The 20319-nt window shown below is 44.9% G+C and carries 21 protein-coding genes, 1 tRNA gene and 1 pseudogene; 20 read left to right on the top strand and 3 right to left on the bottom strand.

Annotated features, from left to right (window positions below):
• Nucleotides 1–22 precede the first annotated feature (22 nt).
• On the bottom strand, nt 23–1435 hold the full coding sequence (locus tag BN3659_RS00375; RefSeq protein ID WP_091533660.1) for an ATP-dependent DNA helicase: 1413 nt from the start codon (nt 1433–1435) through the stop codon (nt 23–25).
• Nucleotides 1436–1474: 39 nt separating this feature from the next.
• On the opposite strand from BN3659_RS00375, the gene BN3659_RS00370 reads away from it, so the two are divergent.
• The 9 genes from BN3659_RS00370 to BN3659_RS00335 all read left to right on the top strand — a co-directional run bounded on the left by BN3659_RS00370 (nt 1475) and on the right by BN3659_RS00335 (nt 6543).
• The gene (locus tag BN3659_RS00370; RefSeq protein WP_091533658.1) at nt 1475–2113 is read left to right on the top strand and encodes a hypothetical protein; all 639 of its coding nucleotides are present in this window, start codon (nt 1475–1477) and stop codon (nt 2111–2113) included.
• Between the two features lie 40 nt (nt 2114–2153).
• On the top strand, nt 2154–2720 hold the full coding sequence (locus tag BN3659_RS00365) for a hypothetical protein (protein WP_091533657.1): 567 nt from the start codon (nt 2154–2156) through the stop codon (nt 2718–2720).
• The gene (locus BN3659_RS00360) at nt 2711–3244 is read left to right on the top strand and encodes an RsmD family RNA methyltransferase (RefSeq protein WP_091533656.1); all 534 of its coding nucleotides are present in this window, start codon (nt 2711–2713) and stop codon (nt 3242–3244) included. Before BN3659_RS00365 ends, BN3659_RS00360 begins: the two co-directional genes overlap by 10 nt.
• A 58-nt stretch (nt 3245–3302) precedes the next feature.
• Nucleotides 3303–3376 (top strand) — tRNA-Asp (locus BN3659_RS00355).
• Between the two features lie 304 nt (nt 3377–3680).
• Nucleotides 3681–4265 (top strand): Arm DNA-binding domain-containing protein, encoded by a 585-nt coding sequence (locus BN3659_RS00350; protein ID WP_091533654.1) that lies wholly within the window; start codon nt 3681–3683, stop codon nt 4263–4265.
• A gap of 139 nt (nt 4266–4404) precedes the next feature.
• Nucleotides 4405–4995 (top strand): site-specific integrase, encoded by a 591-nt coding sequence (locus BN3659_RS00345; RefSeq protein WP_171847658.1) that lies wholly within the window; start codon nt 4405–4407, stop codon nt 4993–4995.
• 10 nt (nt 4996–5005) lie between these two features.
• A complete protein-coding gene (locus tag BN3659_RS13005) occupies nt 5006–5614 on the top strand; it encodes an ORF6N domain-containing protein (protein WP_171847657.1) in 609 nt (202 codons plus the stop codon).
• A 12-nt stretch (nt 5615–5626) separates the two neighbouring features.
• The gene (locus BN3659_RS13000; protein ID WP_262480977.1) at nt 5627–6154 is read left to right on the top strand and encodes a TraG/TraD/VirD4 family protein; all 528 of its coding nucleotides are present in this window, start codon (nt 5627–5629) and stop codon (nt 6152–6154) included.
• A gap of 65 nt (nt 6155–6219) precedes the next feature.
• The gene (locus BN3659_RS00335; protein WP_171847660.1) at nt 6220–6543 is read left to right on the top strand and encodes a helix-turn-helix domain-containing protein; all 324 of its coding nucleotides are present in this window, start codon (nt 6220–6222) and stop codon (nt 6541–6543) included.
• Nucleotides 6544–7081: 538 nt separating this feature from the next.
• Here BN3659_RS00335 and BN3659_RS00330 read toward each other — a convergent pair.
• Both BN3659_RS00330 and BN3659_RS12995 read right to left on the bottom strand, forming a co-directional pair.
• Complete coding sequence (locus BN3659_RS00330; RefSeq protein WP_091533663.1) at nt 7082–7831, bottom strand: class I SAM-dependent methyltransferase; 750 nt, start codon at nt 7829–7831, stop codon at nt 7082–7084.
• A gap of 272 nt (nt 7832–8103) precedes the next feature.
• Complete coding sequence (locus BN3659_RS12995; RefSeq protein WP_171847655.1) at nt 8104–8271, bottom strand: hypothetical protein; 168 nt, start codon at nt 8269–8271, stop codon at nt 8104–8106.
• A 60-nt stretch (nt 8272–8331) separates the two neighbouring features.
• Here BN3659_RS12995 and BN3659_RS00325 point away from each other — a divergent pair.
• From BN3659_RS00325 to BN3659_RS00285, 11 genes and pseudogenes are all read left to right on the top strand, one after another.
• A pseudogene (locus tag BN3659_RS00325) lies at nt 8332–8529 on the top strand (helix-turn-helix transcriptional regulator).
• Nucleotides 8530–8542: 13 nt separating this feature from the next.
• Complete coding sequence (locus BN3659_RS13395) at nt 8543–8833, top strand: AlbA family DNA-binding domain-containing protein (protein ID WP_253181045.1); 291 nt, start codon at nt 8543–8545, stop codon at nt 8831–8833.
• 244 nt (nt 8834–9077) lie between these two features.
• On the top strand, nt 9078–9512 hold the full coding sequence (locus tag BN3659_RS13390; protein ID WP_253181044.1) for a hypothetical protein: 435 nt from the start codon (nt 9078–9080) through the stop codon (nt 9510–9512).
• Nucleotides 9513–9532: 20 nt separating this feature from the next.
• Entirely contained in the window at nt 9533–10090 is a 558-nt protein-coding gene (locus BN3659_RS13385; protein WP_253181043.1) for a Fic family protein, read from the top strand.
• Nucleotides 10091–10494: 404 nt separating this feature from the next.
• Nucleotides 10495–10686 carry a helix-turn-helix domain-containing protein gene (locus BN3659_RS00315; RefSeq protein ID WP_087264329.1) on the top strand — a complete coding sequence of 64 codons (192 nt, stop codon included), beginning with the start codon at nt 10495–10497 and terminating at the stop codon, nt 10684–10686.
• Between the two features lie 12 nt (nt 10687–10698).
• A complete protein-coding gene (locus BN3659_RS00310; protein ID WP_091533650.1) occupies nt 10699–12705 on the top strand; it encodes a restriction endonuclease subunit M in 2007 nt (668 codons plus the stop codon).
• A gap of 1 nt (nt 12706) precedes the next feature.
• Nucleotides 12707–14074 (top strand): restriction endonuclease subunit S, encoded by a 1368-nt coding sequence (locus tag BN3659_RS00305; RefSeq protein WP_091533648.1) that lies wholly within the window; start codon nt 12707–12709, stop codon nt 14072–14074.
• Between the two features lie 41 nt (nt 14075–14115).
• Nucleotides 14116–15927 carry a hypothetical protein gene (locus tag BN3659_RS00300; RefSeq protein ID WP_091533646.1) on the top strand — a complete coding sequence of 604 codons (1812 nt, stop codon included), beginning with the start codon at nt 14116–14118 and terminating at the stop codon, nt 15925–15927.
• Nucleotides 15928–15929: 2 nt separating this feature from the next.
• Nucleotides 15930–16757 (top strand): GIY-YIG nuclease family protein, encoded by an 828-nt coding sequence (locus BN3659_RS00295; RefSeq protein ID WP_091533645.1) that lies wholly within the window; start codon nt 15930–15932, stop codon nt 16755–16757.
• Nucleotides 16758–16784: 27 nt separating this feature from the next.
• Complete coding sequence (locus tag BN3659_RS00290) at nt 16785–17924, top strand: Fic family protein (protein WP_091533662.1); 1140 nt, start codon at nt 16785–16787, stop codon at nt 17922–17924.
• A 21-nt stretch (nt 17925–17945) separates the two neighbouring features.
• Entirely contained in the window at nt 17946–19772 is a 1827-nt protein-coding gene (locus BN3659_RS00285; RefSeq protein WP_091533643.1) for a DUF262 domain-containing protein, read from the top strand.
• Nucleotides 19773–20319 lie beyond the last annotated feature (547 nt).

The following is a 20319-nucleotide window of genomic DNA, read 5'->3' as shown; positions in this document are numbered from 1 at the left end:
GTCCAATCCGAGCAGCGCGGGTTCATCGGAAACGCTCATCGAAATTGACCAGAACGATCTTTTCGGTGGCGCGCGTGAGGGCCGTATAGAGCCAACGCATCATGTCGTGCGTCATCGGCTCGTCGCCGAACAGGCACCGGTCGACGAAGACGGCCTTCCACTGGCCGCCCTGCGCCTTGTGGCACGTTACGGCGTACGCGAACTTCACCTGAAGCGCGTTATAGTGCGGATTCTCACGGATTTCCTTGAAGCGTTTCAACTTGCTTCCGATCTCCGTGTAATCTTTTTCCACCTCGTAGAACAAACGTGCGGATTCTTCGCGCGTGAGCGACGGAGCCTCCGAGGCGAGCGTGTCCAGCAGGATTTTGCAGGCGATCTCCGTATCGTCGTAGTCGTCGAACGCGAGCACGGCGTCCGCGAAACGGAATCCGTAGAACTCCTCGAACCGGCGGATCTTCTTCAGGCGCGCGACGTCGCCGTTGGCGATGAAGTTCATCGGGCAATTCTCCGTATGCTCCGGAAAGTAGTAGTTATTCTTGACCACCATCAGCCGGTCGCCGCTCTCGATCTCCTCCTCGGCCCCGAGCACGTTGCGGCGGATTCCCTCGTTGTAACGGTTGGCCCGCTTGTTCGAACGGGTAACGACGATCGTCTCGTCGCGGCCGTAGCGGTCGTAGCAATCCTGCAATTTTTCGAGGAACTCGCCGCCCTCGATCCATTCGAAATCGGGAAAATCCAGCTCGAAGCGGGGAACCTCGAAAAGCCGGTTTTCGAGCATGCACCGCACCAACGTAGCATTGAAGAGAATGCCCGACTCGGCCTCCTGACGCACCACCTCGTCGAGCGTCCCGCAGACCGGCTCGCCGTAGCGACAGAGCGACGCGGGATCGAGCGCCGGGCTGCAATCGGCACCCACGGGCGGCAGCTGGGCGCTGTCGCCCGCCAGCACCAGACGGCAGCCGCGGCCGCTGCGGACATACCGCACCAGATCCGACAGCAGCGATCCGCTGCCGAAGAGCGCCCCGTCGGCCGTCGTGTCGGAGAGCATCGAAGCCTCGTCGACGATGAAGACGGCCCCCTTCTCCGCATTGAAGTCGAGCGTGAACTTCGATTCGTAGGCGGCATTGGTCCGCTGGCGGTAGATGCGTTTGTGGACCGTCAGCGCCTGCCGGCCCGAATAGCGCGCCAACACCTTGGCGGCCCGGCCCGTCGGCGCGAGCAGCACGCTCCTTATCCCCGACGTTTCGAGCGCCGCGACCAGTCCGGCGATCAGCGTGGTCTTGCCCGTGCCGGCGTAACCGTTGAGCACGAAAATCTTGGAAAAATCGCCGTCTACGACAAATTCGGATAACTTTTCTATGATTTTTTTTTGACCAACCGTTGTTTCAAAACAAATTTTGGCGTAAATTTGGGTCGCAATATCCGTACTAAGCATTCGAATAAATTTGTACAAACTTAATAACAAATATTCAAAATGGTAAAGAAAATTTCTCAAATTATTCTCGCGGTAGTCATCATCGGGCTGGTGTACGTGATCTACGACCAGATATCCACTCCGATCAAGTTCGAAAACGAGCTCAAGCAGCGCAAGAGCGCCGTGATCGAGCGGCTCAAGGACATCCGGTCGGCTCAGCGCGCCTTCAAGATCAAGTACCAGCGTTTCACCTCCGATTTCGATACGCTCGCCGACTTCATCCTCCACGACAGCCTCACCATGGAGCGCAAGCTGGTCGACGAAGACGATTCCGTGGCCATGGCGCAGCTCAAGAAGAGCGGCAAAAAGAATATCGAGAAATTCGAAGTGGCCGTGATCGACACGGTCTTCTCGCCCCGCCGTCTGACCGCGCAGCAGGTCCACGATCTGAGGTACATTCCCTTCACGGACAACCGTCAGGAGTATATCATGGAGGCCGGCACCGTCAGCACGGGCAACGTCTCGGTCCCCGTGATCGAAGTGCGCGCACCGTACAAGATGTTCCTCGATACGGTCAACTACCGTCAGGACATCATCAACCTGATCGACGACGAGGTGAACAACTTCAACCGTTACGCCGGAGTCAAATTCGGCTCCATGGAGGCCGCCAACAATGAAGCGGGCAACTGGGAGGACTGATTCTCCGCAAGCGCAAAATCGGGTGTCCATTCAGCTCACGTTGGGTGGACACTCTTTTTCGGCGGAAAGCCTGCGCGCAGCCGCCGAAAAACTCGCGCAGGCCGGCGGGAAGGCCCCCGTCGGCGTGGAGGTGCTGACGGAGAAGACGCAGCTCGTCCCGCGGGAAGAGTTCGCGGCGGAAACGGCCGGAGCCTATCTCAGGGTCGCGGGAACGGGATGCGGCGCACACGAAATTCCGGTCTGGAGCGATCCGGCACGGCCCGTCGTCGCGGTCATGGCTGCCGATGCGGAGGCCGTGGGAATGCTGCGCGAAAAATTCGGCGGGCGACTTCGGTTCGTCTCTCCCCTGCTGTCCGAACCCGCCCTACCGCCGCGTGCGGCATGGTTTTCCCTGCGTGGGGAGTTGCTTTATATTAAGGTGTACGACGGAGGACTGCAATTCGCAGAGGTCGTGCCGTGCACGGGCGGCGAAGATTTCCGCTTCCTGCTCGAACGGCTGTCGGCCGCATTTCCTCTGGCGGATTTCGCGGCCGGCATCTCGGGCGACGCGGGCCCGGAGCCTGTCAAAGCGCTGAAAGGATATTTCAAGAAAATCGTATGCGCATAATCAGCGGAAAATACCGCGGGCGGGCAATCAATCCTCCCCGCAATCTACGGGCACGGCCCACGACGGATTTTGCGAAAGAAAACCTGTTCAACGTGTTGAACAACCTCGTCGATTACGAACGGACCGACGTGCTGGACCTCTTCGCCGGCACGGGTTCCATCGGTTACGAATTCGCATCGCGCGGAGCTCGCAGCGTAACCTCGGTCGAGATCAATGCCGTACACTACGATTTCATCCGCCGGACCGCCCGGCAGCTCGGAATCGAAAACCTCTACGCCGTCAAAGCGAACGTTTTTCTCTACCTGAAAAGCTGCCCCAAACAGTTCGACCTGATTTTCGCGGATGCGCCCTACGATTTGCCGGCGAGCGAGCAGGTCGTCGGGATGGTGCTCGACAGCGAAATTTTGCGGCCGGGCGGTATCTTCATCTTCGAACATTCGGGCGACAAAGATTTTTCCGCCAGAAAGGAGTTTTGGCAATCAAGGAGTTACGGAAGCGTGCATTTTTCTTTTTTCAAAAAATGAAAAAAAGATTTGGAGATAAGAAAATTTGTATTACCTTTGCATTCGCAATCAGCAATAAGGTGCGTTAGTTCAGCTGGTTAGAATACGTGCCTGTCACGCACGGGGTCAGGGGTTCGAGTCCCCTACGCACCGCAGACGAAGAAACGAGACGGTTATCACAACTGTCTCGTTTTCTTTTGTTTATGCCCTATCGCACGATGCGTCAAAGCGTTAGGAAATCTGCTTCAGGTTACATATGGCTTACGCGAAATCACCCCGAATCCGTTCCTGCGGACACTTCGGGACGCCCGAACGTAACCCATTCGTAACCGGCGCAACGCAATCGCGTAACCTTGCCTCGGCTTGTCTTCGCGGCGACCTTCATTGACTTTACCTATTTGTCAATCAAATAGTTGTGTTGGACTATTTTTGTTACACCAATAAGTAAAGTATCGTTATGAAGAAAGACACGAATCAGCGGTTACACGAAAATGCCGCGAGACCATCCCGAAGGTTACGGGCACAGAAAAGGACCTCCGCCGTAATTTTTATCATTCAGAAAGGCAAGATCCGCAAAGACGGCACCCTCCTTATCGTGGCGCGTATCACCGTCAATGGCGAAATGGTGCATTTCGCTACGAGGATGTACATCCACCCCGACCGCTGGCTGCCGAAAGATTACCGCACGGCGGGCAAAACCAAAGAGGAGAAGCAGATCAACGAGATGCTCGAAGAGTTGCGCGTACTGATACGGCGCAAATACGACGAGATGCTTCGGCACGAGGAGGTCATCACGGCCGGCAAGCTCAAAAATGCCATCACGGGACTCGACCGGAATGCCACTACGTTATTGCAGGTTTGCGACCGTTTCATCGAAGATTATACCGACCAGCTCAAAACCGAGCAATGCTGCCGCGAAACGTACCTGCGTTACAAACTGACCCGCAACCGACTCGCGGAGTTCATGCAGGCGCGCTACCGCCTGCCCGATATGGCGGTCAAGGAGCTACATCCCCGCTTCGCTACCGATTTCGACCGGTAGCTGCGCATGAACTACCGGCTGACGAACAATTCGATGATGAAGCTGATGCGGCAACTGAAGACCATGTTGCACGTAGGCTATTTGAACGGCTGGTCGAAAAAACGATCCGCTGGCGGGCTACAAACTCCATTTCGAGAAGGTGGACAGAGGCTACCTGACCGACGAAGAACTGGACCGCCTCGCGAACAAGATATTCGCCATGAAACGGCTCGAAGTCATCCGCGACCTCTTTCTGTTCAGTTGCTATACCGGCTTGGCCTATATCGACCTCAAACATCTATCCGCCGATATGCTCCGCCGATGGCCCGACGGCAATCTCTGGATCGACACCAAACGGCAGAAGACCGACGTTCCCGTGCATGTGCGCCTGCTCGACGTTCCCATACGATTGATCGAGAAATACGGCGGTACGACCAAAGACGGCTTGCTTTTCCCCGTCCCGTCGAATCAGAAGGTCAACTCCTACCTGAAAGAGATTGCAAGCGTGTGCGGCATCGACAAGGATTTGACATTCCATTGTTTCCGCCACACCTTCGCTACGACCGTGACGCTGGCCAACGGAGTACCGATCGAAACCGTATCGAAGATGCTCGGACATACGAATATTCAGACGACGCAGATTTATGCGCGGGTCATCGACACGAAGATCAACAACGACATGGAGGTCCTCGCCGGCAAGCTGAACGCCAAGGCGATGATTCGCCCTACAACGGCTGCGGTCGGTTTATAAACGGATTCTTATGGAATTGCAAATCATACAGAACAAGATTCACGAGGTACGCGGCGTGCGGGTGATGCTGGACAAAGACCTCGCGGAGTTGTACGGCGTCGAAACCAAGGCTCTCAACCGTGCCGTCAAACGAAATATCGAGCGCTTCCCGGAGCGGTTCATGTTTCAGCTGACCAAAGAGGAGGCTTTAAGGTGCCGAATTGGCACCTTAAACGATATGCCGCTCGAACGAGGCAAACACCTGAAATATCTTCCCTATGCCTTTACGGAGCAAGGCGTTTCGATGTTGTCTGCCGTATTGCGAAGCCCGACGGCGATTCAGGTCAGCATCTCGATTATGGATGCGTTCGTCGCCATGCGCAACTGCATCCTGACCCGAACCGCCGAATCGGTCGAGATCGCACGATTTCGGGAGCGGGTTCTCGAACTCGAACAAGCGACCGAAGAGATATTGGGCGGAGTCAACGATCTGTCGCAAGACGTGCGCAAGGATATCGAAACGATTTACGAAGCGATCGGAGCATTATCGGTCGAACTGCCGACGCTGTATTTCCACAAGATAGACCGACTGATCGGTACGGCGCGAAGCAACAAGGTGAGCGTAACGCTCGGCTTCTAAGAGCTGCCGCAGTTGGAAGCGGATTACGGGAAGGTCGGTATGGAGAAGATCATTACGACCGTAGGTAACGTGGTGAGCGGCTCGGCACGCGCCAAAGAGACGCTGAAATGGCTGTCGAGCGACATTTTTGGCAAGGTCGTGCAGCTCAAGAAGGGCGTTACGATAAACCGGGACAAGACCTCGATCAACCTGAACGAGAACACGGACAGCCTCGTGCCGGCATCGAAGATTTCGAACATGCCGACGGGCTGGATCTGCGGCCAGACGGCGAGAGATTTCATCAAGACGAAAACCGGTGTGGACGGCTCGATAAACATTCAGGAAGCGGAAGAGTTCAAGACCTCGAAATTCTTCTGTAAAACGGACTTCGACATGGAGGAAATAAAGAAAGAAGAAGCCGCGTATGTGCCGCTGCCGAAATTCTACACGTTCAAATCACGGGACGAACGGGAACGTATTCTCTACAAAAATTTCGTGCAGGTGGGGCAAGAGGTCAAAGAAATGATAAAAGACATACAGAACAAGCGGAACGCGAAGTGAAAAAGCATATCAATAGTAGCGATATATGGATATTTATTTCTATATTTGCAAATAAGTAGCAATATATTGCTATATGGACAATCACCAATCAGGACATCATTTCCCTCTTTTGCCAGCGCCTGAAGGAGTATCGTCTTGCTGCGCGTATAAGCCAAAAGGAAATGGCGGAGAAGTCTGGGGTAAGCCTGACCACCATCAGCCATCTCGAACAGGGGATGAACCGGAACATCACACTGGGCAATTTTATCTCGCTTCTGCGTGTGGTAGGGCTGGAACGGCGTTTGCTCGAACTGTTGCCCGAACTGCCCATGCCCCCGATGGCATTGAAACAGATAAACAAGTTCATACCCAAACGGGTAAGGAGGAATAACGATGATACGGAATCTTGACGTTTTTTATGGAACCACCGGATAAAAATATGTCCGACACGATACGGCAGAAGGGCTTAGAAGATAGAGTGGAGAGACCCCGAATTGTTTCCGTAGCTCCGAGATTAGGGAATAAAGACGGCAGGTGAGGCAAGACACGGATGATATGATAAATGACGTGCTGAACAAACTGGTACTAAATGAATCAAATCCCTGCGATAATCACAAAATTATTGTAGGGATTTTTCTGTTTGAATCTATTTGCAAGGAATCTTGCAGACGTAAAATTAGTTTTTGCGGCCCTAAACAAACAATGGGAAATCCGACAACTTTACATAGCGGGTATATTTGCGTGCACCTTTTTCTGTATAACTCCTGCATCTTCCATTTTTGAGATAAATGTCCTAATCTATTTCTCGGACAATACGCCCGCCATTATTCCGGGACACAACATTCCTCCCTTTTCATCTTATCCGCTTTCAAATTATCTGTATATCACAGGAAATTGTTATGCTGCCATTGCCTTTCATACGAGCAGCGATAAGTAAATTTATAATTTTTAACGATTACATTCGTATAGGAAAAATTCAGAGTTATTGTCAACGGCAAGCTCTTTTTCAAAGGAGGAATACACGGCAATCGAGGAAAATCCTACATTCTGCAACATCGCTTCCATTTCGCCCAATCTATAAAGGTGGGTTTGGAAGTCCATATATTCACGTCGTAACAACTTGCCGCCGTCATACAATTCATAAACACCGGGAGAGAACAATGTCTGGGTATGTTCGTCATAACGGTTTTTAGTTTTCAACACTAAGTCATGGTTCTCTTCTGTCTTTACTGATACGGAAAGTTTGTAGTCCTCATCGTCTTCACAACGGTTGGCGATTGTATCGACGGCAAACACGAATTTTCCTCCGTCTTTGAGCAAATCATATACTGTCCTCAGAATATGCCGGCACTGCTGCATGTCCGTAAATAAAGAGACTGAGCCGGATGAAATAAACACATAGTCAAAGCGTTCATCGGGATGATACCGTTCCATGTCTGCCAGCCGTACATCGGCACAAGGGGCTTTCTGCCTTAATTTATCAAGCATTTCAGGGGAATTGTCTACCCCTTTTACCTCAAATCCCTTCTCCAAAAAAGGGACAAAGAACCGTCCGCTTCCGCATAGGGCTTCCAAGATGCACTGCCCTTTCCGGGCATAAGACAGATAGAAATTCAATTCATCCTGCGGGGCTTTCTCATGTAGGATTTCATACAGTTCCGTACATAAACGACCGTAATAATTTCTTTGAACATCCATTATCATTGTTTTTCGTTAATAATAGGTTATATGCGATCATCGCATCGGAAAAGACAATTTTGGCAAACCCGCCTTTCGTGAAGATGCCTTCGGCTATGAGCTGCTGCATGATCGCACGGGTTTGGTAGTTCCATCGCGATTGTCTGTCATTGATGTGCTTTGTGATAACTGTTCTTCCATGTCAAGACAGTTCTGTTATCTGCTCCTGCGTCAGCCCCACCGTTTCTCCTTCCAAATGTGCCTCCAACTTTACTTCATTATTTGACTGGGAATTAATTTTCCTTAACTTTTCCACACATATTGTTAAAACGAACGTAAGGTACGCTTTTTCCGTATGATTTACACAAGAAATGAATATCACGAAAGTGGAAGAGTTCAAAACCTCGAAGTTTTTCTGTAAAACGAATTTCAACATGAGGAGAAAAAGTAAGATCTATCATCCTAATCAGTTTTATCTGGGAAAGTCATTATATTTGCATTTAAAACAAATTCATTTGCAAATGGCAAAAGAGATCAACCGCATAAAGGCTGTATTGTCGGAAACAGGGAAAACCAACTTGTGGCTGGCCGAACAACTGGGGGTAAATCCGACCACCGTATCGAAATGATGTACGAATACTTGTCAACCGGACCTATACACCCTCTCCCAAATAGCAGAATTACTCAATGTGAGCCACAGGGAACTGCTGCGCCCCTAAACGTCGTATCGTCATGGCAGAACATACAACAGAGATAAACAGTAGAATCGAGTCGTTGATCGCTCAAGGCGAGACTTCGGAAGTCGAGTTCAAATCGGCACGGGGCGGATTTCCCGGTAGTTTTTGGGAAACCTACTCGGTCTTCGCCAATACGGACGGCGGAACGATCGTGCTCGGCGTGGTGGAAAAAGCAAACCGCTTTTCCCTTGACGGACTGACGGAAGAGACCGGTGGTACGCTACAAGAAAATTTTCTGGGACGCTGCCCACAACAGAGGGAAAATAAGCGTTTGCCTACCCCATGAAGCGGACGTAAGGATAGAACGGATCGACGGTTCGTACATCTTGGTATGCTATATTCCCCGTGCGAGCTACGAACTCCGCCCGGTTTATATTTCCACCAATCCGTTCGGAAACACTTACCGGAGGAACCACGAAGGGGATTACCTCTGTACCGATGCGGAGGTAAGACGAATGTTCGCGGACGCCGAACACGACCGTCACCCGCAAGACGGACGCATCCTCACAGGGTTCGATTTCGAGAGAGATATGGAATCCCTGCAACAGTATCGACAGACCCTCGCGAGCCTGCAACCGTCCCATCCGTGGGTAGGAATCAGCGACATGGATTTTCTGAAAAAGACAGGGGCATACGCTACGGAATACGAAACCGGGAAAGAGGGATTCACACTGGCCGGCCTGTTGATGTTCGGTAAATACGACAGCATCATCAACCGTTCGGGCGACCCGATGTATTTCGTGGATTATCGGGAACGGCTCGCCACCGATGATCCCGATATCAGGTGGACGCATCGCATCTATCCGGACGGGACATGGGAAGCCAACCTTTACCAGTTCTACATCAGGATATATAACCGCCTGATACAATCGCTGCCCCGCCCGTTCATGATGAAAGACGGAGTACGTCGGCCCATGACGCCGTGCGGGAGGCGCTCATCAACTGCATTATCCACCAAGACGTAAACGCACAGGGGCATATCATCGTGGAGCGTACCGACGACAGTTTTGTTTTTATGAATCCGGGCATGTTGCTGGTTTCCCGGCAGCAGTATTTCGAGGGCGGACGCAGCATTTGCCGCAATCCGACCCTGCAAAAGATGTTCATGCTGCTCGGACGTGCCGAGAAAGCCGGAAGCGGAGTGGATAAAATCGTAAGCGGTTGGCAGTATTTAGGCTGGCCGCATCCTACTGTTGCGGAGGAAATGCGCCCTGACTATGTGGTGCTGACCCTGCGGCTGGGAGTAAAAACGACACAAGAAAACCCATCAAGAAGGCCCATCAAGAAAAATTGGAGGAAAAGACAAATCTTGGAGTTTTGCGAAAAACCCAAATCATTCTCCGAAATTATGGATAACATAGGGCTAAAAGACAGGGTAAGTTTCAAGAGGCTGTATATCAATCCTATGATTGAAGAAGGCGTGTTGGCAATGACCGAGCCGGATAACCCGACGAGCCGGAACCAGATGTATGTAACGGTACAAGAGACTCAGAAACGTGAAGACGCACAAGAAGGATCACAAGAAGGATCACAACACGAATAAATGCAGCCCGTTGTGCTGATGATATAGAAGCCTTTTTCGGTAAGCAATAAAAAAGTCGCCCCCGTATTCAAAATCAACGAAAGAGAAAAGTAAAGGGGCTGTCTAACAAGTTTAGATGGCCCCTTTATTTGTTTGGCATTTAGTTTAGTATAGAGTTTCCCATCCTATTCCCTTATATTAATTATTGTTTGATAGGTGGTTGCTGTTTGTGGATATACGATAAATTTTTGATTCCTCATGACATAGTCACCACTAAGAATCAGATACGGATTTTATGTTAATAGTATCCAAATGCCCCCCTCCAATAATTATTTTCACTGAAAAAGTCTCTATTATTTCATCTTTATGTCGCAATTTTTTTCATATCTTTATGAAAAATTTATTTGATAGAAATGATTGTATATATGAATCGGATAAAAGAGGTCCTTGAAGAAAAAGGGATTAAACAGACTTGGCTTGCCGAAAAACTCGGCAAGAGTTTTAGTATTGTAAATGCGTATGTCTGTAATCGCCGCCAGCCAAGTCTCGAACAACTTTTCGAGATAGCCCGCATTCTTCAAGTTGATCCTAAAGATTTAATAGATAGCAAAAATTAAATATCATAGTATATGGCTAAGACACAAGACGAAATAAACGAATTACTGGTTTCAGATCTTTTTCAAAAAGGGATCAGAGATAAGTATATTATTATCAATGAAAGTAACGCAGTAATTCGTTATAATTGTAAAAATCAGACGAAACGCCGCTTGCAAAATCCCGAGGAATTTGTTCAAGCAGAAACATATCTGAAATTAATCTACGATTACGACTACCCAGCCTCAAATATCTCGGTTAACGAATCTGTCCAGATTGGTTCAGAAACTCGAGAAGCGGATATACTCGTGTATAACGACTCTCATAGCAAAATTCTAATCGTTGTAGAATGCAAGGAGGAGAATATTAATGAGCGACAATTTCAGGTTGCCGTAGATCAGGCGTATAGCTATGCCCATGCATCAGCTGCTCGATATGTTTGGGTCACATCTGGGATCAAAGATGAGTATTATGAAATAACAAATATCTCTCCCGTTTCCCGTATTAGCATCAGTGATATTCCCAAAAGAGATGGAGAAGTTAAACGTTTCAAATATGTCAAGGGTGTAATCGAGCCCCCTCAAGGAACGCAAAGTGAATTGATCCAAAAGTTTAAATCAGCTCATGATGCATTGTGGGGAGGTGGAGCATTGGCGCCAACTACGGCTTTTGACGAGTTGGATAAACTCATCTTTTGTAAGATATGGGACGAACGTTGGCGTGATAACGATCCGAAAAGTAAAGGGCGACCGTATAACTTTCAGATAATACATTATCCCGAGGATCCTCAAAACAACAAAGCAAAAGTCGAGCTTGAAGCTCGTATACGCGATCTTTACGAGCATGGACGAAAGAAAGACCCCGAAGTGTTCAAGGATGATATTAAACTGGACAAGCATAAAATTTACACCGTTGTTCAATATCTTCAGGATATAAATCTCTCCAAAACAGACCTCGATGCCAAAGGTTTGGCATTCCAGAGTTTTATAGGTGAATTTTTCCGCGGTGATTTCGGCCAGTTTTTTACGCCTAAGCCTATTGTTGAGTTTATTGTATCAGCCATCGGTGTTAATAAAGACTGGAAGATACTCGATACGTCATGTGGAAGCGGAGGATTCCTGTTGCATGCATTAAAAGCAGTGCGAGATGACGCTAATGAAATTTTTAGTGATGAAATAGGCAGCGCCTCATGGCGAGATTATTGGCATGTATTTGCCGAGAAGCATTTGTTCGGTATTGAAATCAATGAGCAAATTTCGCGCGTAGCGAAGATGAACATGATTATTCATGACGATGGTCATACCAACATCATCACCAATGATGGCTTGAAAAATAACCGTATTTTGGAAATTGAGAATCGCAATCTCAATTTCCAGGATGGGACTTTCGATCTGATAATGACTAATCCCCCCTTCGGTTCGACGATAAAAGCAGATGAGGTCGGATATTACAAGGAGTATGAACTGTTCGAGAAAAATCTTGGGTTTACGGAGACTAAGGATCGAATCGCTGACGATAACAACAAGAACAAGTGGCGGGCCTCGCAAAGTACCGAAGTTCTGTTTTTGGAACGATGCTATAAATATTTGAACGAGGAGAACGGCTATCTTGCGATTGTTGTTCCAGACGGAATCTTGACCAATTCGTCGAGCCAATACGTGCGAGACTGGTTGATTGAAAAGTTCCGAATCTTGGCTGTCGTATCATTGCCGCAACACACCTTTGCCCATGTCAAGGCCGGAGTAAAATCATCTGTTCTCTTCTTGAAAAAACATCCCGAAAGACTGACTCAACAGTTTGAGCGGACATTAAGTGATGTTAAGGCTCTTGTTCGCGAAGAAAAAGGGCGGGATAAGGAACAACGGGCAGAGCGGATGCTTGAATTATATAAAGAACGCATCTTTAAGTATTCCGATAACTATGAGGTATTAATGGTAGAAGTTAATAATATAGGATATGACGCTACCGGGAAAAAGATAGCTGGAACAGAACTTCCTGAGGTTGCTTCTAAGATTTATCAATTTATTCTGAACGCCAAATAAAATGAATTTATACAATATCCATATTAAGGAAATACTTGGTAACAGATACGATTTTTCATACGTATTGTATAAATACAATACGCTCAATTTTCATTATCCAACGATTGCTTTATCTCGATTATTAAAATCTAAACCTCAATATGGTGCCGCTGAGGCTGGTGTCATCCGGGAAAGTTTAGACGCAGCCAGATATATTCGAATTACGGATATAACTGAAAATGGCGAATTATCAGATGATATAGGAGTTACAGCGAAGACTATTAATGGTAAATATATTCTTAATAATAATGATATTCTCATAGCGAGAAGTGGCAATACTGTTGGAAAATCATATCTCCACAAATCAGATCGAATTAGTTATCCCTGCTTTTTTGCGGGATATATGATTCGTTTTATTGTAGATGAAGAAAGGATAAATCCAGATTATTTTTTCATATATACCCGGTTGACTATATTTAAAGATTGGGTCAAAGCTACACAACGAAGTACTGGACAACCAAATATAAACGCAGAAGAATACAGCGGATTACAAATCCCCCTTCCTCCAATAGGAATCCAACAAAAAATAGTTGATATCTATACAACAGCTCAAAATGCGAAATTGCAAAAGGATAAAGAGTCAAAAGAATTATTAGAAAGTATTGACGACTATTTGTTGGAGGCTTTATCTATTAATCCATCACAAGAGGTTTCATCGGAATCTGTATTTACAAAAAAAATATCAGAAATGATCGGAAATAGATTGGATGTCTCTTTTTACAAAGATCGTTTTGAAATGATTTCGGGAATATATCCCAATAAGAGATTATTTTCTATCGTCGATATTGATCCGACGATTCGCTTTACAGAATTGGCAGACGATACGCCGATCTCATTTATCCCGATGGAATGTATTGATGACACGTTTGGAGAGGTTAAGGAACAGCGAGAAACTACGATTGCAAAAACTAAGGGATATACAAAGTTCGAAGAGAATGATTTGCTGTGGGCCAAGATTACACCTTGTATGCAGAATGGGAAATCGGCCATAGCAAGAAATTTAACCAATGGCGTTGGATGTGGTTCCACGGAATATTATGTGATCCGACCTAAAACAGACGATTTGATAATTGACTATGTATATCTCGTATTACGACATCATGCGGTCTTAAAGGCTGCTCAAAATTCATTCGGAGGATCTGCCGGACAACAGCGTGTATCCAGTCAATATGTGAAATCCATTGTTATTCCACATCCTCCAATTGATGTTCAGAAATCCATTATAGCGACCGTAATACAAATAAAAGAACGAGCCAAGCAACTGCAAAGTGAAGGTTCAAAAGTTTTGGCGGAAGCAAAAGCGACGATAGAAAAAATGATATTAGGATGATGAAGGCATTTTACGGAATTAGTATAAAATAAGCATGTGGCATGGCAAAATTAGAAGGAATCATATATAAGACATTTGATCACTATGTAGTATTAAGAGGATTTGCGGCAATAAAAGATTTAGCCCAAATATCACACAGGCCTAAATCTTACCAGCGAAACGCAGACAAAGAGCACAAAAAAAGTATCATTCAGTTTTTGGCATCTGGTGAGTATAAATATTTTCCAGAGATAACATTAGCCTGTCGTGTTGCAAATTATACCGAGTTCGCTAAAAATATTGGTATAGACAACGCAGTAGATCGGGATGATGCTCAATTTGTTCCCGGATTGAAAGTTTTAAGCGAACGACTTCCATATGAAGGATATAGGGCTCGTCATGCTAGTTTGACAAAAAATGCGAATGACGAACTTGTTAGAGTAGACGGGAATCACCGCCTTGAAATATTTGATGAAAATAATGAGGCTCTCTGGGATGAAGCAAAAGCGGACAAACTTGAACTTGAAAAATTAATAGTTCCTTTTACTGTTATATTTTCGGAAAAAGAATTCGGAGATAAGTTTGAAGCCGGTATATTCCACAATATCAACTTTAAACAACTTCCATTACGACAAGAAGCGAGCCTGAGAATTATTCATGATATTGGCGCTTTTGATAATAAAGAATCATTAGGAAAGGAATATCCATTAGCGTTAGATTTAATAGAAGTCGTTAAGACTGGACAATTTAATGCGATCCCATGGTTATCGGTTGTAGATGATATTTCAAAATCCTATTATAGGACAACCTGTTTGTCTATTGCAAGGTTACTCATCTCTCAAAAGGAAACTCTTTATCTACAAAGGAAAGAATGTGTACTTGATTTAAAGAAAACGAGAAGGGATATTTCCAGCATTCAAAATGAAATGAATATCATAGAGGAGACTGTCAAGGCAAAGTTCGATGAAATTCAGGAGCTCGAATTGAACCAAACGGGCTTTGAAGAGATGGTCACATATAAAAAACTTAAATTAGAGATAAGCCAAATCCAAGAGCAATTAAAGTTAGAACAAAATAACCACATTAGCTTAGAGTACAAAATAGCCCATTTAGAATATAAGGCAACTAATCTTCGACGTTATCTAAAAAGTTGTGAGAACTCATCTATAATATCAGAAGCACTTACACTCTTAGTAGGAGTATATAGATCATTTAGTCAAGAAGCTCATGGAAACATTGCATTTTTATGTGCTCTTGTGTATTATGCGATTTTAGATAAGATGCAAATGCAGTCATTTATCGATTGGGCAGAACGCAATGGTATAAATAAAATAATAGAGCCTGATGATTTGTCCAAAGATTCTGCTGTCAATCTTATCATGATGTTTGAACAAATATATCAAGCGAAGAAAAATGAAATCTTTATATCTATGCAATTCGGAGATTCTCAGAGTGAATTAATATATGAAAAAATAACACGAGCTATAGAAAGATTCAATGAAAAGCATAAGAGTATTCGTCTAAATGCGACTCCCATTCGTATTGATAGGACCGTCGAATCAAGTACCTTTTCAATACAAGATCGCATATTGGAGGCTATAAAATCATGCAGTTTAATCATCGCAGATTTGAGTAGTTCTAATATCAATGTTTATCATGAAATTGGTTATGCTATGGGAGTTGCGGAATCTCATAATATGATTCCTAATATGATATTACTGTATAAAGAAGATACAAACCATAATAAAGAGAAAAAAGATATTGATAAATTCGTAGGGTTTAACTTGAGAAATTTATCTCAGTTGCGATTTAAAGATTACAAACAACTTGTAGATGGCTTAGTTGATAGATTAGAAAAACATTATGGTGTATAATTATGGGAAAAACAGTAACAACATATCTTATAGATGGAGATCCGCAAGGAATCCAGTATGCATTTATAAGTAATAAGATTTGCCAGATGTTTGTGATTCCTCGTTCAAATTTGGCCTATTTGAACGAACAGGAGAAACTACATAAACCTGCGTTTTATATCTTGATCGGAGAAGATGAGTCGACTAAGCCTCAGGCTTATATCGGAGAAACGGAAAACTTCAGAGAGCGAGTGAAAGACCATGACAATAAAAAGTTGTTTTGGCAAAAGGCACTCATATTCGTATCAAAGGATGCTGATTTAACAAAAGCTGATGTGCAATATTTGGAGCATAAGGCGATTGTCTCTGCGAAAAAAGCGAATACTTTCGTGTTGAGCGATAACGAGCAAGTTCCTAAAGCGCCTAATTTGCCTGAGTATCGGTTGGATACAATAGATGAGTTTTTCGAGGATGTGAAATTTTTGGCGTCTTTTATAGGTTGTAATATTTTCAATTTGGCTAAACCCAAAGTTGAACACTTATTTTATACTAAAGGAAGAGGTTGTGATGCAACGGGCTTTTACAATTCTGACGGATTTACCGTGCTAAAAGGGAGTGTAATTGTTCCAAAAATGGGACCTTCGTTTAAGTGGAAGGAGAAGCGCGAAAAGATGTTGCGTGAATATACTATGTTCAAAGGCGCTAAATTGATAATGACCTCTGATAAAACTTTTTCAAGTCCCAGTACTGCTGCCGATTTCTGTATCGGAAGCAGCAATAACGGTTGGCTTGTTTGGAAAGATAAGGATGGAAATACATTAGATTCCGTCTATCGGAAACAATTGGAATAATTGGTGACATCTGATATTGTAACGCTTATGATAAACTTTGATGAATATATTCGCCAAAGCGAGCCGCAAAAACGGGAAAAAGGTTATGCATGGCAGACCGCAATCGGATTACAGGCCGTCGATGGCTTGAAACCTTCTGACTACTTGATTGAGACCGCACGTAAAGATATTGAGGGCGAGATAACAATCGACGAAGCCGAACAACTTATTCGTAGCTATTATCAATCGAAAATAGCACATACGCCCGAAGATGCGGAAATACACGAAGCGGATATGGCATCAACCAACATCCGTCGACTTCTTACCGAGAAAACTTTTGCTTTTACACTTGTCGGACTGACATCAATTCATCGCCGGATTTTTGACGGGGTATTCAAATTTGCGGGACAAATCCGCGATTACAATATTACCAAAAAGGAATGGGTGCTGCGCGGTGATACGGTGCTGTATGTTTCCGCACCCGACCTTCGCAAAGCGATCGAATACGACTTGGAACAAGAACGCCAGTTCGACTATTCAAAAGTGGACAGGAATGGATTGGTGAGCCACATCGCCCAATTCGTATCGGGATTATGGCAAATCCATCCGTTCGGCGAGGGAAATACCCGGACGACTGCTGTGTTCACGATTCTCTATCTACGTTCTATAGGGTTTGACGTAACAAACGACCTGTTCGCCAATCATTCGTGGTATTTCCGTAATGCGCTGGTACGCGCCAACTACCAAAACGTGCAAAAAGGCATTATGCGTAATTCCGAATATTTGGAGCGGTTCTTTCGTAATCTTCTATTGGGTGAAACGAATGAGTTGCGGAATCGGTATATGGTGATTAATGCTCCGGAAGAGCTGACGGCAAAACAAGTCCAGCAAATCGACCGTACAAGTACCGAACAACCTGCCGTACAAGTAACCGAACAAGTTCACGCTTTGTTGTTAGCTTTGTCAAACGAACAGTTATCGTTAAAAGTATTGATGGAGAAAGTCGGCTTGAAACATCGTCCGACATTTTTGGAGAATTATATCAATCCGGCTTTTCAAGCGGGTTTCATCAAGGTCCTCTACCCAGAAAAGCCAAATCATCCGAGACAGAAATATCTGCTTACAACCAAAGGATTAGCTTTGTATAATGAAATTGAGAAGAATATGGGAACGATTCATAGGAAATAAAACAGAGTAAAACATAACATCATGATACAAAGCGTTAACAAATATCATATCTACGAAATTCTTTCATCGGATGGTAATTTTTACTATACTATTCCAAAATATCAGCGTGAATACACGTGGAGTCATCGCGAATGGGAAGCTCTTTACGATGACATCAGTGAGAACAACGATGAGTATTTCATAGGATCTATCATATGTATTCCTTTGGGCGATGCTATCAATCCTTATTTAGAAGTGATAGATGGTCAGCAGCGACTGACTACCATCAGCCTATTCCTAACAGCTATTTATACTCGCTTGAAGGAATATAAGGACGATTTGAGTGAGGATGACGAAGACGTGATACCATCATTAAGGAAGTCGCTGAAAAGCAAGAATTCTCCGAACGAAATGAAGCTGGTGCCACAGGTGCAGAATTTCAATAAGGATGATTTTGATTACCTATTGACCGAGGTAGGGTTGCGAAAATCTACTGTACCAAAGCGCGCCTATTACCCCATGAGAAAAATTGCTCGTTGCTACACCTATTTCTTAAAGCGTCTCGATAAAGAGATGGAGGGTATGGATGGTCATAATGCTATCAATTTCTTGTTGGGTAAGTACAATAAAGTGAAGCAAGCCATGCTGGTTAAGATAGAGGTCTCTACTCATTCTGACGCTTACGTGCTGTTTGAGTCACTGAACAATCGAGGAACGCCATTGACCGCGATCGATTTGATGAAGAACCTTATTATGGCACGGGCGGAGAGTAACAATCTGACTATTGACGACTGCTTCAACCGTTGGCAAATGTTGCTCGGCAACCTATCCGATGACTATGGGATACAGGAACGTTTTTTTCGTCACTATTATAATGCCTTCAAGCATCGTTTGAATGAGCCTTTCCAGAGTACCAATGACCGCAAGAAAGACCCGTTAGGTGTTGTGGCCACTCGCTCTAATTTGCTCAATATTTTTGAGAGTCTTATTAATAAAGACTTGCCTTCTTTCCTCGATGATATTTTACTTTGCGGGCAAATTTATTCTTGGCTCATTCTACAAGATTCTACAGAAACGACCTATCGTAAAGCTCTGGAAGACCTCGACCATATCCAAGGTGCCCCTTCTTACCTTCTCCTCATGTACGTGATGAGAAATAAGAAAGAACTTACTGTTACTGAAGATCAAATCAACCAACTCATCCGATTACTTGCTAAGTATTTTGTTCGCAGAAATATCACGGACTATCCAAATACACGTGATTTGACTCGAATCTTTATGGATATTATCAGTAAAATAGAAGAATCGAATTCTGTTGGCAATGATGTAATGACACTGATTGTGGACATACTGAGTATACCTGCCAATTGTGCTTCCGATGAGCAATTCCGTCGAAGTTTGGAAGGTGATGTATATAAAGATAATGTAGGTGCTACGCGCTACATACTTTGTAAACTCGCAGAGTCTGCCATGACACAGGAGACATGGACTGATTTATGGAGACGTACTGATAAGAAGGTGTTTGTGTGGACTATCGAACATATCTTCCCCGAAGGGGAAAATATTCCACAATGTTGGGTGGATATGATTGCTAATGGCGATAAGAATTTAGCCCAAAAGTATCTGGAGGAGTACACCCATAAAATTGGAAACCTTACTATTACGGGTTATAATAGTACACTTGGCAACAAGTCGTTTGAAGAAAAGCGCGACCGAAAAAGTAAGGACGGCAAACGCTTTATAGGTTATAAGAACGGGCTTGAAATAAATCGTGGGATAGCTACTAAAGATACATGGACGATTGAGGACATCAAAACTCGTACCACAGCCTTGGTGGATGAGTTAATAGAAATTTATGAATTTCCATGAACTGTGTTTAATGTGTTGATTATCAATATTATCTAAGTTGGATTGTTCCTTCTTTTATTTTTCATTATCTATTATGCAATATATTGATAATCAATTAATTGAGTATGATTATTTGCCGATGCAGAAAATATTGAAATTGCTCATATTATTGATGTTTAGATAGTTGTGTATGATGTGAAGTGTGTCGGGGACATTCTGGGGACGGAATTTTGCTGGCCAAAAGAAAAAAGAGTAAATATAAAATGGCTTTTTGCCCCATATAGGAGGTTATGTCTCCTAAAAATATAAACATGAACGTAATCCGTGCAAAAGGTCAATTATAGGAGTTTAGTCTGGTTTGTTGTATATCTATTCAAGTTCTAAATTAAACCTTCTTCACAACGTCGAAATAACGAACATCGGCAACAAGAATGCTCGTCTCATCTGACGAGGATGGAAACAGCTGTTACCGCCTCCGCGATAAGTATGAAGAATATCGTCTACATCCAGACAGTCGATAATGGCGTTAACCACTCGCACGCTATGCGTAAGAGGTATTAATTCGTCC

The sequence above is a fragment of the Alistipes sp. CHKCI003 genome, from assembly GCF_900021155.1.
Lineage (GTDB): Bacteria > Bacteroidota > Bacteroidia > Bacteroidales > Rikenellaceae > Alistipes > Alistipes excrementavium.
The sequence above is the reverse complement of the archived record's forward strand: the minus strand, read 5'-3'. Positions and strand labels throughout refer to the sequence as shown.